This window comes from Streptomyces pseudoechinosporeus (assembly GCF_054783935.1).
Genome location: NZ_BAAGPS010000025.1, coordinates 62,298 through 75,615, shown reverse-complemented (window position 1 = coordinate 75,615; position 13,318 = coordinate 62,298). Strand labels below are relative to the sequence as shown.

Annotated in this window: 14 protein-coding genes; 1 reads left to right on the top strand and 13 read right to left on the bottom strand. The window is 68.9% G+C overall.

All coding sequences use genetic code 11. The features are described 5' to 3' along the window. Positions 1-198: 198 nt before the first annotated feature. The 6 genes from rlmN to rpsB all read right to left on the bottom strand — a co-directional run bounded on the left by rlmN (position 199) and on the right by rpsB (position 6,135). Positions 199-1,305 (bottom strand): dual-specificity RNA methyltransferase RlmN, encoded by a 1,107-nt coding sequence (rlmN, locus tag ACYVO6_RS27345; RefSeq protein WP_461065605.1) that lies wholly within the window; start codon positions 1,303-1,305, stop codon positions 199-201. A gap of 99 nt (positions 1,306-1,404) precedes the next feature. After that, positions 1,405-2,532, bottom strand: coding sequence for a phosphatidate cytidylyltransferase (locus ACYVO6_RS27340; protein ID WP_461065603.1), 1,128 nt, complete (start codon positions 2,530-2,532; stop codon positions 1,405-1,407). After that, positions 2,532-3,089, bottom strand: a complete 558-nt coding sequence (gene frr, locus ACYVO6_RS27335) for a ribosome recycling factor (protein ID WP_461065601.1) — start codon at positions 3,087-3,089, stop codon at positions 2,532-2,534. Before frr ends, ACYVO6_RS27340 begins: the two co-directional genes overlap by 1 nt. 155 nt (positions 3,090-3,244) lie before the next feature. After that, the gene (gene pyrH / locus ACYVO6_RS27330) at positions 3,245-4,015 is read right to left on the bottom strand and encodes a UMP kinase (RefSeq protein ID WP_352367963.1); all 771 of its coding nucleotides are present in this window, start codon (positions 4,013-4,015) and stop codon (positions 3,245-3,247) included. Positions 4,016-4,202: 187 nt separating this feature from the next. Then, on the bottom strand, positions 4,203-5,039 hold the full coding sequence (gene tsf, locus ACYVO6_RS27325; protein WP_461065599.1) for a translation elongation factor Ts: 837 nt from the start codon (positions 5,037-5,039) through the stop codon (positions 4,203-4,205). 169 nt (positions 5,040-5,208) lie between these two features. After that, a complete protein-coding gene (gene rpsB, locus ACYVO6_RS27320; RefSeq protein ID WP_461065597.1) occupies positions 5,209-6,135 on the bottom strand; it encodes a 30S ribosomal protein S2 in 927 nt (308 codons plus the stop codon). Positions 6,136-6,414: 279 nt separating this feature from the next. Between rpsB and ACYVO6_RS27315 the strand changes: the two genes are divergently transcribed. Further along, entirely contained in the window at positions 6,415-7,044 is a 630-nt protein-coding gene (locus ACYVO6_RS27315) for a M23 family metallopeptidase (RefSeq protein ID WP_461065595.1), read from the top strand. Positions 7,045-7,229: 185 nt separating this feature from the next. Here ACYVO6_RS27315 and ACYVO6_RS27310 read toward each other — a convergent pair whose 3' ends face one another. The 7 genes from ACYVO6_RS27310 to ACYVO6_RS27280 form a co-directional block, all read right to left on the bottom strand. Further along, a complete protein-coding gene (locus tag ACYVO6_RS27310) occupies positions 7,230-7,787 on the bottom strand; it encodes a TetR/AcrR family transcriptional regulator (protein ID WP_461065692.1) in 558 nt (185 codons plus the stop codon). Positions 7,788-7,958: 171 nt separating this feature from the next. Continuing rightward, a complete protein-coding gene (gene whiG, locus ACYVO6_RS27305; protein ID WP_461065593.1) occupies positions 7,959-8,795 on the bottom strand; it encodes an RNA polymerase sigma factor WhiG in 837 nt (278 codons plus the stop codon). 285 nt (positions 8,796-9,080) lie between these two features. Then, positions 9,081-10,229 carry a DNA-processing protein DprA gene (gene dprA, locus ACYVO6_RS27300; protein ID WP_461065690.1) on the bottom strand — a complete coding sequence of 383 codons (1,149 nt, stop codon included), beginning with the start codon at positions 10,227-10,229 and terminating at the stop codon, positions 9,081-9,083. A gap of 59 nt (positions 10,230-10,288) precedes the next feature. Then, on the bottom strand, positions 10,289-11,914 hold the full coding sequence (locus ACYVO6_RS27295) for a YifB family Mg chelatase-like AAA ATPase (RefSeq protein WP_461065591.1): 1,626 nt from the start codon (positions 11,912-11,914) through the stop codon (positions 10,289-10,291). After that, the gene (locus tag ACYVO6_RS27290) at positions 11,914-12,285 is read right to left on the bottom strand and encodes a YraN family protein (RefSeq protein ID WP_461065589.1); all 372 of its coding nucleotides are present in this window, start codon (positions 12,283-12,285) and stop codon (positions 11,914-11,916) included. The genes ACYVO6_RS27295 and ACYVO6_RS27290 overlap by 1 nt, the downstream gene beginning before the upstream one ends. A gap of 128 nt (positions 12,286-12,413) precedes the next feature. Next, on the bottom strand, positions 12,414-12,722 hold the full coding sequence (locus tag ACYVO6_RS27285; protein ID WP_005311352.1) for a DUF2469 domain-containing protein: 309 nt from the start codon (positions 12,720-12,722) through the stop codon (positions 12,414-12,416). A 55-nt stretch (positions 12,723-12,777) separates the two neighbouring features. Beyond that, a complete protein-coding gene (locus ACYVO6_RS27280) occupies positions 12,778-13,317 on the bottom strand; it encodes an NUDIX hydrolase (RefSeq protein ID WP_461065688.1) in 540 nt (179 codons plus the stop codon). Position 13,318: the final 1 nt, after the last annotated feature.

The window sequence follows — 13,318 nt, the reverse complement described above, 5'->3', positions numbered from 1 at the left end:
AGTGAAGACCGAACTTCCTACCCAGAATGACCTGGGCGAGGTTCAGAGGGTCTGCGGCCGTGCCGCACTCTCAGCGCTGTGGCGCTCCCCTGTCGGATTTTGCAGGTATGAAGGTGTGTACGGAGGTCAGAGTACCGCCTTATCCGCCCGTGCCCACCGCTCGGCGGACGCTGTGATCAGCCCGTGCCATGACTCCCGTCAGCGCTCGGTGGCCGCGAGCTGCCCGCAGGCCCCGTCGATCTCCTGTCCACGGGTGTCCCGGACGGTGACCGGCACCCCGTGCGCGGCGATCGCCTCGACGAACGCCTTCTCGTCCTCGGGCCGCGAGGCGGTCCACTTGGAGCCGGGCGTCGGGTTCAGCGGGATCAGGTTGACGTGCACGGGCTTGCCCTTGAGCAGCCGGCCGAGCCGATCGCCGCGCCACGCCTGGTCGTTGATGTCCCGGATCAGCGCGTACTCGATGGACAGCCGGCGCCCGGACCTGGCCGCGTACTCCCAGCCGGCGTCGAGGACTTCCCGCACCTTCCAGCGTGTGTTGACAGGCACGAGGGTGTCGCGCAGCTCGTCGTCCGGCGCGTGCAGCGAGATGGCGAGCCGGCACTTGAAGCCCTCGTCGGCGAACCGGTGGATGGCGGGGACCAGTCCGACGGTCGACACGGTGATGCCGCGCTGCGACAGCCCGAGCCCGTCCGGCTCGGGGTCGGTGAGCGCCCGTATCGCCCCGACGACGCGCTTGTAGTTGGCGAGGGGCTCGCCCATGCCCATGAAGACGATGTTGCTGAGCCGGGCGGGGCCACCGGGGATCTCGCCGTCACGCAGGGCGCGCATGCCGTCGACGATCTGGTGCACGATCTCGGCGGTCGACAGATTCCGGTCGAGGCCGGCCTGTCCGGTGGCACAGAAGGGGCAGTTCATGCCGCAGCCCGCCTGCGAACTGATGCACATGGTGACCCGGTCCGGGTATCGCATCAGCACGGACTCGACGAGCGTCCCGTCGAACATTCGCCACAGGGTCTTACGGGTCGTGTCCTGGTCGGTCGACAGATGCCGCACGACCGTCATCAGCTCGGGAAGCAGCGCCTCCTGGAGCTTGGCGCGCGAACCGGCGGGGATGTCGGTCCACTGCTCCGGATCATGCGCGTACCGCGCGAAGTAGTGCTGCGAGAGCTGCTTGGCACGAAACGGCTTCTCGCCGATCGCGGCGACGGCTTCCTTGCGCTCGGCGGGCGAGAGATCGGCAAGGTGCCGCGGCGGCTTCTTGGCTCCGCGGGGGGCGGCGAATACGAGTTCTCCGGGCTTAGGCATGGCCATACAAGTGTCGCAGACATACGAAGAGGGGCTCGCCACCTGTGGACAACGAGCCCCTCACGTATGAACGTGCAGGTCAGCGGCGATACACAAAGGTCACCCGGAGCCGACGAAGATCACCAGCAACAGCCACACCACCGGCGCCGTAGGCAGCAGCGAATCCAAGCGATCCATGATGCCGCCGTGGCCCGGCAGCAGCGTCCCCATGTCCTTGATGCCGAGGTCCCGCTTGATCATGGACTCGCCGAGGTCGCCCAGGGTGGCGGTGACCGCGACCGCGAAGCCCATGAGCAGGCCCTGCCACCAGGTGCCGTCCTCGATCAGGAACTGCATGAACAGTGCGCCTGCCGCCATGGCGAAGGTGACCGCACCGAGCAGGCCCTCGCGGGTCTTGCCGGGGCTGATGCGCGGGGCGAGCTTGTGCGTGCCGAAGCGCCAGCCGATGGCGTACGCGCCCGTGTCACTCACCACGGCCAGCGCCAGGAACGTGAGGACCCGCCACGCACCGTCGTCGGCGGTGAGCATCATCGCCACGAACGTGGCCAGGAACGGGATGTAGAAGGCCGCGAAAACGCCCGCCGTGACGTCCTTGAGGTAACCCTCGGGTGGTTCCGTCATGCGCCAGACGAGGACCGCGAGAGCGGTGAGCGCCATCGCCACCCAGGCGCCCTCGGCACCCCGTACGTATCCGGCGACGACCATCGCCGCACCGCCGAGCGCGAGCGGCACGAGGGGCGCCTTGATGCTCTTGCGCTCCTGGAGCCGCGAGGTCAGCTCCCACAGGCCGACCACGACGGCGACCGCTATGACGCCGACGAAGACGGCCTTGACAACGAACAACGACACGACGATCACCGCACCGAGCGCGACGCCGACCCCTATGGCAGCGCCCAGGTCGCGGCCCGCGTTCTTCTTCTGCGGTGCGGACGCCGGCTGTGAGGCGCTGGACATGGGCTCCTGTGGCATGGGCTGGTGGTGCGACGGGGCCCGGTGCGACGGCGTCTCGTCGCGGAACAGGGGGCCACCCGTCAAAGCGGCCCCCCGTTCGTCATCCTGGTCTCCGCCATGCGCGGGTACGTCGGGCACGATGGGCATGGGGCGAGTCTGCTGGGCGTTGTGCGCGTCGTACGCGGGACCCGCCGGGGCAGCCCCCTGGACAGGCCCCTGGTCGGACGGCCCCCAGTACCCGGCTTGCGGCGGCGCCCCCCAGGAAGAGTCGTTCATCAGACCTCGAGCAGCTCTGATTCCTTGTGCTTGAGCAGCTCGTCCACCTGGGCGACGTACTTCGCGGTGGTGTCGTCGAGCTCCTTCTCCGCACGGCGGCCCTCGTCCTCGCCGACCTCGCCATCCTTGATCATCTTGTCGATGGCGTCCTTGGCCTTGCGGCGCACGGATCGGATCGAGACCTTGGCGTCCTCAGCCTTGGTCTTGGCGACCTTGATGTAGTCCCTGCGGCGCTCCTCCGTCAGCTCGGGGAACACCACCCGAATGATGTTGCCGTCGTTGCTCGGGTTGACGCCCAGGTCGGAGTCGCGGATCGCCTGCTCGATGTTGCGCAGCGCGCTCTTGTCGAACGGGGTCACCACGGCCATACGCGGTTCCGGCACCGAGAACGAGGCCAGCTGGTTGATCGGCGTCAGTGCGCCGTAGTAGTCGGCCACGATCTTGTTGAACATCGCCGGGTGCGCACGACCGGTGCGGATCGCGGCGAAGTCCTCCTTGGCGACCACGACGGCCTTCTCCATCTTCTCCTCGGCCTCGAGGAGGGTCTCTTCGATCACCACTTGCTCCTGCGTGTCTTGAGTAGGCCCGGCAGCTGTTCCTGGTCGGGGTCGGCAGCCGGCTGCGTCGCGTCTTATTACTGCACGGTTCCCGACCGGCAGGACATTGTCCATCCCCCGGTCAGGGTCCGTCCTCCTGGCGGGGACAGTCCCGGTCAGGCCCGGCTGCCTTGGTCACCCACGAGAGTGCCGATCTTCTCACCCTTGACGGCCCGCGCGATATTGCCCTCCGCCAGAAGCTCGAAGACCAGGATGGGCAGCTTGTTGTCCCGGCAGAGCGTGATGGCCGTCATGTCGGCGACCTTCAGGTCCCGCGTGATGACCTCGCCATAGCTGAGCGAGTCGAACTTGACGGCCTCGGGGTTGGTCTTCGGATCGGAGTCGTAGACCCCGTCCACACCGTTCTTGCCCATCAGCAGGGCTTCGGCGTCGATCTCCAGGGCCCGCTGGGCGGCGGTGGTGTCGGTGGAGAAGTACGGCATGCCCATACCGGCGCCGAAGATGACCACACGGCCCTTCTCCAGGTGGCGTACGGCACGCAGCGGGATGTATGGCTCCGCGACCTGCCCCATGGTGATGGCGGTCTGCACGCGCGAGTCGATGCCCTCCTTCTCCAGGAAGTCCTGAAGGGCGAGGCAGTTCATGACCGTACCGAGCATGCCCATGTAGTCGGAGCGGGCCCGGTCCATGCCGCGCTGCTGCAACTCGGCACCGCGGAAGAAGTTGCCGCCGCCGATGACGACGGCGATCTGGGCACCACCGCGGACAACGGAGGCCACCTCGCGGGCGATTTTGTGCACCACGTCGGGGTCGACGCCCAGTCCCCCGCCACCGGCGAACGCCTCACCGGAAAGCTTCAGCAGAAAGCGCCCCGCGCCTTTGCCGTGATCGCTCTTGTCGTCCTTGTCGGCCTTGGTGGTGGTCATGGAGATCTCGCCTCTTTTACGTGTCGCACATACGAAGGAGGCCATTGCCGGTGGGTGTTCTCATCCCATGCGCGGCAATGGCCTCCTCGTCAGATCTGCTGTCGTCCGTCACGCACGCGCGCGTGCCCACGTGCGAGGACGACTGCTGTCGACCCTAGCGGGCTCTCGCGTGGATCGCGGCACGGACTCAGATGCCGACCTTGATGCGCACGAAGCGCTTCAGGGTGACACCGGCCTCGTCCAGGACCTTCTGGACGGACTTCTTCTGGTCGAGCGCGTACGGCTGGCCGAGGAGCGTGGCGTCCTTGAAGAAGGCGTTGACGCGACCCTCGACGATCTTCGGCAGGGCGGCCTCGGGCTTGCCCTCGGCACGCGTGGTCTCCTCGGCGACACGACGCTCGCTCTCGATGACTTCGGCCGGAACGTCCTCACGGGAGAGGTACTTGGGCGCGAAGGCGGCGATGTGCTGGGCGATGCCCTTGGCGGTCTCGGCGTCCGGCTTGTCCAGCTGCACCAGGACACCGATCTGCGGGGGCAGGTCGGGCATGGTGCGGTGCATGTACGCGGAGACGTACTCGCCGGAGAACTGGGCGAAGCGGTCCAGGACGATCTTCTCGCCCAGGTTGGCGTTGGCCTCGTCGACGTACGCCTGAACCGTCTTGCCGGGCTCGATCTCGGAGGCGAGCAGCGCCTCGAGGTCGGCCGGGGAGGTGGCGGCGACGTGTGCGGCGAGCGCGTTCGCGGCGGCCTGGAACTTCTCGCCCTTGGCGACGAAGTCCGTCTCGCACTTCAGCTCGACGAGGACACCGGAGGTGTTGTCGTCGGCGATCACGGAGACGACGGCGCCGTTCTCGGCAGAGCGGCCCTCGCGCTTGGCGACGCCCTTCTGGCCCTTGATACGCAGGGCCTCGACGGCCTTGTCGACGTTGCCGTCGGCCTCGTCGAGCGCCTTCTTGCAGTCCATCATGCCGGCGCCGGTGAGCTCGCGGAGCTTCTTGACGTCGGCGGCGGTGTAGTTCGCCATGATCAGTGAATCTCTTCTCGGAGTTCGAAGTCTCGAAGTCGGCGTCCGCCGCTGATCGGGCGGGCGTCCACCGAAGATCTACGGTCTACGGGTGAACGACGGGCGGCGCGCTGGCGCCGCCCGCCGTCACTTGAGCCGTGACGCTGAGGTCAGGCCTACGACGCCGGGGTCAGGCCTGCTCGGCCTCGGCCGGCTTCTCGGCCTCGGCGGCGGGGGCCTCAGCAGCGGCCGGAGCCTCAGCAGGCGCCTCGGCGGGAGCCTCAGCCGCGGCCGGGGCCTCGGCAGCGGCCGGAGCCTCGGTGGTGGCCTCCTCGGCCTTCTTCTCGCCGCCCTCGAGCAGGTCGCGCTCCCACTCGGCGAGCGGCTCGCCCGCGGCCTTCTCACCCTTGGCCTCGGCGGCGGCACCGGAGCGGGCGATGAGGCCCTCGGCGACGGCGTCGGCGATCACACGGGTGAGCAGGGTGACGGAGCGGATCGCGTCGTCGTTGCCCGGGATCTTGTAGTCGACCTCGTCGGGGTCGCAGTTGGTGTCGAGGATGGCGACGACCGGGATGTTGAGCTTCCGGGCCTCGCCGACCGCGATGTGCTCCTTCTTGGTGTCCACGATCCAGACGGCGCTGGGCACCTTCTGCATCTCGCGGATACCACCGAGGGTCTTCTCCAGCTTGGCCTTCTCGCGGGAGAGGACCAGCAGCTCCTTCTTGGTGAGGCCGGAGGCGGCCACGTCCTCGAAGTCGATCTGCTCGAGCTCCTTCAGGCGCTGCAGGCGCTTGTAGACGGTCGAGAAGTTGGTGAGCATGCCGCCCAGCCAGCGCTGGTTGACGTAGGGCATGCCGACGCGGGTGGCCTGTTCGGCGATGGCCTCCTGCGCCTGCTTCTTCGTCCCGACGAACATGACCGTGCCGCCGTGGGCGACGGTCTCCTTGACGAACTCGTAGGCGCGGTCGATGTACGACAGCGACTGGAGCAGGTCGATGATGTAGATGCCGTTGCGCTCCGTGAAGATGAATCGCTTCATCTTCGGGTTCCAACGGCGGGTCTGGTGACCGAAGTGGACGCCGCTTTCCAGCAGCTCCCGCATCGTGACGACGGCCATGGCCGTACTCCTTGGTGTTCTCGGTTGTGCCGCGCGTGCCGGACGGCACCCGCGCCTGACGCCCGCGATGCGCCTGCCACTAGGGACCGAGGGGCGCTGACACCGGCTTTTGGTGGCCCGGTGTCGGGGCGTGCGAAGTCGACCCGGTGACCCGGATCGCCACCAGAAGTGTACGGGACAGGCGAGGCACCGGGTGACGCCGCTGTCCACAACCGCCCAGTAGTCCACAGATCCTGGCCATGATCCACTTTTTCCCGCGGACCGCGGGAGCGTTCTCGCATGCGAGCAGAACTAGGTCGACGATGTCAGCGATGTCTTCGTACGTGGCTGGCGCTGCTGTTGGGCCTGACGGTGACCGCCCTCGGCATCGCCTTGCCCGCGGCCGGGGCATCGGCTCCCGGCGGCGCGGACGGTCCGGCACCGCCGGGAGCCGATGCCCCGGTCCCGGCTGTCGGCCGCGCCTGGCCCGTAGGGGTACGTCCACCGGTGACCCGCGGCTGGGACCCGCCGACGACGGAGTACGGCCGGGGCCACCGCGGCGTGGACCTAACGGCGCCACCAGGCACACCGGTCCGCGCCGTCGCCCCCGGCCGTGTCTCCTTCGCGGGCAGGGTCGCGGGCCGCGGAGTCGTCTCGATCGAACTCGACAGCACCGGCGATCCCCCCTTGCGCACCACATACGAACCGGTACGCGCGACAGCGAAGAAGGGAGACAAGGTGGCGCCGGGGGACATCGTCGGCGTCGTGGAACCCACGGGCTCCCACTGCCAGGCGTCCTGCCTGCACTGGGGCCTGCTCCGAGCCGAGATCTACCTGGACCCGCTCTCCCTGCTACCCCCATGGCTACTCCACCGGGGCCCTTCACGCCTGCTCCCGGTCATCGGCGTACCGGAGGGGCCACCGACGTAGGGGGAGCAGTCCGGTTCTGAAGGGGCCGGGGCTCGGTAGCGGACCCCGGCTACCCGACTGGGAAGCCCTCGGAGAGCGAACTAATCCGCCAGTCAGCCGACTTCAACGAGCCGAGCTCCAGCCGACGAAGCGCCAGAGCCAAGCACAGTTCCAGCCGACGAAGCGTCAGCCTGGCCGGAAGGGCCTCAGCCCCGTACGCCCCGCAATGCCATCGCCACAGCGGCATCGGTGATGGCGCCCGGATCCTCGGCCGCGCCCAGCTCGATGCGCCGTACGGCCGCGTCCACGATGCCCTGCAGGAGCATGGCGGCCATACGGGGCTGGTCGTGGCCCATGTCCCCGAGCGCTTCCACGATCATGGCGACGAGGCCGCCATGCGCGGCGCGGATCTTTTCGCGTGCGCCCGCGTCGAGTTCGCTCGCGGAGATGGCGACCACAGCCCGGTGCCGTCGGTCGCCGACCAGGGCGAGCTGTTGGCGGACATACGCCTCGACCTTGCCCTCGGGCGTCTCGGCCTGCGACATCGCCGCCTCGACCTCGGCCGCCCATACCGGGAAGTCGACCTCGCAGAGTTCTTCGACTACGGCCGCCCGAGAGCGGAAGTACTCATAGACGGAGGACCGCGCGAGTCCCGTGCGCTCGGCGAGCGCGGGGAACGTCAGCGCCTCAGTCCCACCCTGCGACAGCAGTGATCGTGCCGCGTCCAACAGGGCGGCTCGCTGCATCGACCGGTGCTCGGCCACGGAGGCCGCTCGAATCCTTGGCACGCCTCCACTTTACGGATGGACCACCCGCGACGGGAGCCACTCCGCACGACGGGGTCTGATGAAGGCTCCTTGGAAGAGAGCGGAGGGAAAGCGAGCGGAGAGGACCAGAAGGCGCGAGTCAGCCAAGTCGGCGGACGTCAGCGGCGGTCAGCGTCCAAAGCTTGCAAGCTTCGCCCGCAGTTGGAGCACCGACTTCGTGTGGATCTGGCTGACCCGGCTCTCGGTCACCCCGAGTACGTTGCCGATCTCGGCGAGCGTGAGGCCCTCGTAGTAGTACAGCGTGACCACGGTCTTCTCGCGCTCGGGCAGCGTGTTGATGGCCCGTGCGAGAAACCGCCGCAGCTCGCGGTCCTCGGCGACCTCCACGGGGTTGTCGGCCGCGGTGTCCTCGAGCGTGTCCATCAGGCTCAGCCGGTCACCGCTCTCGCCCCCGACGTGCAGCAACTCCTCCAGGGCCACCACGTTCGCCAGCGACAACTGACTGAAGACGGCGTGGAGTTCGTCCACCCCGATGCCCAGTTCGTCGGCCACCTCGCCCTCCGAGGGACTGCGCCGCAGCCGCGCCTCCAGCGTCGCGTAGGCCCGCTCGACATTGCGCGCCTTCTGCCGCACGGACCGTGGAATCCAGTCCAGAGCCCGCAGTTCGTCGATCATCGCGCCCCTGATCCGGGTGATCGCGTACGTCTCGAACTTGATCTCCCGCTCGATGTCGAACTTCTCGATCGCGTCGATCAGCCCGAACACCCCGGACGAGACGAAGTCCGCCTGCTCCACATTGGGCGGCAGCCCCACACTCACCCGGCCCGCGACGTACTTCACCAGCGGCGAGTAGTGCAGGATCAGCTGCTCGCGCAACCGCTCGTCGCCCGTCGCCTTGTACGACCTCCACAACTCGTCGAGCGTCGAGGGCGCGGGCGGCCGCACGTCGCCGCGGGCAGCGGGGGGAGCAGCCGCCCGGTCAGACCCGGAGGTGTGCTGGGGCATTCGTCGTCTTGTGCCGTTCTGCCGTGAACAGGGGGTGCCTGAGTGAGCTGTCGGTCTGAAGTCGAGGTGCTTGTCTGAGTTGCTTGTCTGAGTCGGAATCCTCGTGAGCGTAGCGTGACTGGGGAGTCGCAGTGAGCGAAGTGCGGGGGATCCGCCATGCGCAGATACGTTCCGCTGGGTGCCCCTCAGGGTCACGTCCGTCGCCGTACGTGACCGTCGCGAGGCACCAACTGCGGGAATTGCCAGGGACATCGGGGTGTCGCCCGGACGGGGGAACACGTTGAGTCAGCACCGCCCTCGATCCGGGTGGACGGGGAGCATCGCCTCGCGTGTCAACTTCCAGCCGTCGCCGTGTCGTTCGACGTAGCCAAGTGACCGGAGTTCGTACAGTCTCCCGACCGCGTCGTCCTGCGTCGTCCCGGCACCCCTGGCGATCTCCTCGGCCGACGCGGTCCCCCGGGCGGGCAGCGCGGCCAGCACTCGGCGGGCGTCCGGGTCCAGGAGGTCGCGCGGCAGCACCGGTCCACGACGGTCCGGCGCCAGGTCACCCATGTCGCCGACCAGCTCGCAGATCTCGGCGGCGTCGGTGACGAGCACCGCGTCCCCACGCAGCAGTTCGTGCACACCGGCCGAGAGCCCGCTGGTGGCGGGGCCCGGCACCCCTATCGTGTAGCGCCCCAACCGCTGTGCGGCTCGCGCGGTCACCAGCGCCCCGCTGCGGTAGGCCGCCTCGACGACCACTGTGCCGCGGGTCAGCGCCGCGATGACCCTGTTGCGGAGGATGAATCTGCTCGGCGTCGGGTGCTCACCAGGTGGCAACTCACCTACGACCAAGCCCTGTTCCGCGATCCTGGTGATCAACTGGGTGTGCCCGCGCGGGTAGGGCTGGTCGACTCCGCAGGCGAGCACGGCGACGGTGGCTCCGCCGGCCGCGAGCGCACCGCGGTGCGTCGCACCGTCGATTCCGTACGCACCCCCGGACACCACGACCCAGCCCCGCTCCGCGAGCCCCGTGCCGAGGATGGCCGCCATATGAGCGCCGTACTCGGTGCAGGCCCGGGCGCCCACGACCGCGACGGACCGCAGCGCCCACATCCGCAGGTTGGACCGTCCTCGTACCCACAGTCCGATGGGCCGCGCGTCCCCCAGGTCATCGAGCTGCGCCGACCACTCGGGGTCCCCGGGACACACGAACCGCATCCCGATGTCCCGCGCCACCGCCAGGTCCCGCTCCGGATCCGCCTGCTGGGCCCTGGCCCGCAGGCCCGCCCACCGTTTGTCCGTCACCCCCGGCAGTTGTTCCCCTTGCCCGAAGAGGCGCCGCACCACCTCGCCGGCCCCGAGCCGTCGGAGCCAGCGCCCGCAGACCTCGTCCCCAGGTTCGATGACGCGCGCGAGGAAAACACGGTGGAGCCGCTCATCGCCCCCGCTCACGTGCTCGCCGTCCCTGCTCTCCAGCTCGCCGTCCCCGCTCACGTGCTCGTCACCCCCGCTCACGACATCGCTCCGATCACCATCGGCGCTCCCCGAGGCACCCCGGTGCGCAGTTGTAGGGCTCGGGCGACGTCCGTGGCATCGGGCCGGTCGTGGCCGACGAGGTCCGCGATGGTCCAGGCGACGCGGAGCACGCGATCGAGACCGCGGGCGGTGAGGAGGCCGCGCTCCAAGCCCCGTTCGGCCTCGTCCATGGCGCCGATCGACGCGTACCACCGGCTGCGCAGTTCGCGCCCCGGGACCTCGCTGTTCGTCTGCCACGGTGTGCCGGCCAGCCGGGCGGCCGTGCGCTCCCTGGCCGCTCGTACCCGGTCGGCGACCGTCGAGGTGGACTCGCCCCGCATACCGGCCTCCACCAGCGCGGAGCGCGTGACGCGGTCCACCTCGACCCTGAGGTCCACCCGGTCGAGCAGCGGCCCGGAGAGCCGGGCCTGGTAGCGGCGGATCATCGGAGTAGAGCACTCGCACGAGTTACCCTTCTGCGAGAAGCGGCCACAGGGGCAGGGATTGGCCGCGAGCACCATCAGGAATCTCGCCGGAAAGCGCACGACACCTGCGGTGCGCGCGATCACGACGTGTCCCGCCTCCAAGGGCTGTCGCAGCGCATCCAGCGCCCGGCTGCTGAACTCCGGAGTCTCGTCCAGAAAAAGCACCCCTCGATGAGACAGCGACACCGCGCCGGGCCGGGCGACTCCCTGGCCGCCGCCGACCAGCGACTGCATCGTCGCCGAGTGGTGGGGCGCGCAGTAGGGCGGGACATCGATCAGCGGCTTTCCCGGTGGCAGCAGGCCCGCCACGGAGTGGACCGCCGTGACTTCCAGCGACTCCTGCCTGCCGAGCGGCGGCAGGATGGTCGGCAGCCGCTCGGCAAGCATCGTCTTGCCTGCACCTGGCGGGCCTTCCAAAAACAGATGGTGACCGCCGGCCGCGGCGATCTCCACCGCCGTCCGCGCCGAGAGCTGGCCGACCACATCGGCGAGGTCATGGCCGTGGTCGTGCTGCGCGGCGCCCATGCTGTGCATGCCGGTGGCAGCGCCCGTGCCCGGCATGCGCAGGCCCGCGAGGAGCGGGTCCGGGCGTCCCTGTTCGTCCGGTTCCTCGTCGGGCACCGGCTCGTCCGTGAGGACGGCGATCAGCTGGCGCAGGCTGCGGACGCCGAGCACCGAGACGCCGGGCACCAGCGAGGCCTCGGCGGCAGCGCACTCGGGCACCACCACCTGTTCGTATCCGGCGTCGGCCGCGGCCAGCACTGCGGGCAGTACGCCCCGTACCGGCCGCACCCGGCCGTCCAGGCCCAGCTCCCCGATCATCACGATGTCGGGGAGCACCCGTGGATCGATCCGTTCGGAGGCGCCCAGTACGGCGCAGGCGACCGCAAGATCGAACCCGCTGCCGCCTTTCGGTACCGAAGCCGGGCTGAGCCCCACCGTGAGCTTCTTCTGGGGCCACTCGCCGCCGGAATTGACCACGGCCGCCCTGACCCGGTCCCTGCTCTCGGACAGGCTCTTGTCGGGCAGCCCCACCAGCGTGAACGCCGCGATCCCCGGCTCCAGGTCCGCCTGGACCTCGACGACGACGCCCTCTACGCCGACCAGCGCCACCGAGCACGTACGGGCGAATCCCATCAGGCCACCCCCCGCACATGCTCGACGACGGGTGCACCGCGGTCGGGGAGAAGGACGCCGACGACATCGATCCGTACGCCGCCGGGTGGCGCCCCTCCATGTTCCTGCACCCAGCGCTCGGCCAGGCCCCGCAGTCGCTCCGCCTTGACGGGCGTAATGGCGGCCATCGGGTGCTCGAAGGCGCCGGCCCGGCGGGTCTTGACCTCGCAGACGACCACCGCGTCGCCGTCCCGGGCCACGATGTCGATCTCACCGGTCCTGCCACAGCGCCAGTTGCGCTCCAGGACCGTCATTCCGGCCTCGCCCAGCCGCCGCGCGGCCAGGTCTTCGCCGTACTTGCCGAGCGCGCCCCGTGCATTGCGTGTGTTCATGTCGGCACCACCTCCGGCGCCAACGATGAGGGCAGCTCAACAAGCTATTGGATCTTGGTGGACAACCCTGGATCTGTGGACAATGTCGCCACCCTTGCGGGTGATCATCGGCCGCCGGCGGCTCCGGGTCAGCTGCCCGGCAACTCCAGGTCGCTCTTGTTCAACTCCTCAATGTTCACATCTTTGAACGTGAGCACCCGCACCTGCTTCACGAAACGAGCAGGCCGGTACATGTCCCACACCCAGGCATCCGCCATGGACACCTCGAAAAACACCTCGCCCTGGACCGAGTGGACCTGCATCTCATAGTCGTTGGTGAGGTAGAAGCGCCGTTCGGTCTCGATCACATATTTGAACAGACCGACGACATCGCGGTACTCCCGGTAGAGCTTCAGCTCCATCTCGGTCTCGTACTTCTCGAGGTCCTCGGCGCTCATGGCATGTTCCCCTTCAGCCGTGCGTCCCCCTATTGTGCGCCAGCCCCGCGAGCCCCTAGACGATTTCGGTGTCCAGGATCTCGGGGCCGGCCGGGGGCCCTTCGTCGAGCAGCCTGCGCAGCAGCTCGGCGAGTCTGGTCGGATACACCGTCTCATGTGCCTGGAGAAGCTCCTGGCACGTCCACCAGCGTGCTCCGGCGACACTGCGCCGTTCCAGCTCGGTCAGGCCCAGCGCCTCGGGCACCACCCTGGGCGTATTTGCCGTACGGGCCAGGTAGTACCACTCGTCCTGGTCCCAGCGGCGCCCTGCGAACGGGAACGAGCACGTCCGCCGCCACAGCACCGGGCCGAGCTCGACCTCGGTGATGCCGGTCTCCTCCGCGAGTTCCCGCAAAGCAGCTTCCTCGCGCGTCTCCTCGCCTTCCACGCCGCCGCCCGGAGTGAACCACCAGTTGTCCGACGGATCCCCGGGCTCGTGGCCGTACAACAGCAGGATGCGGTCCCGCGGATCGAGAAGCACCACCCGAGCGACTTTCCGCAGCTCACCGAGCCCCTCCCGCCCCTCGGGCGGCAGCTCACCGAGCTCCTCCGGCACC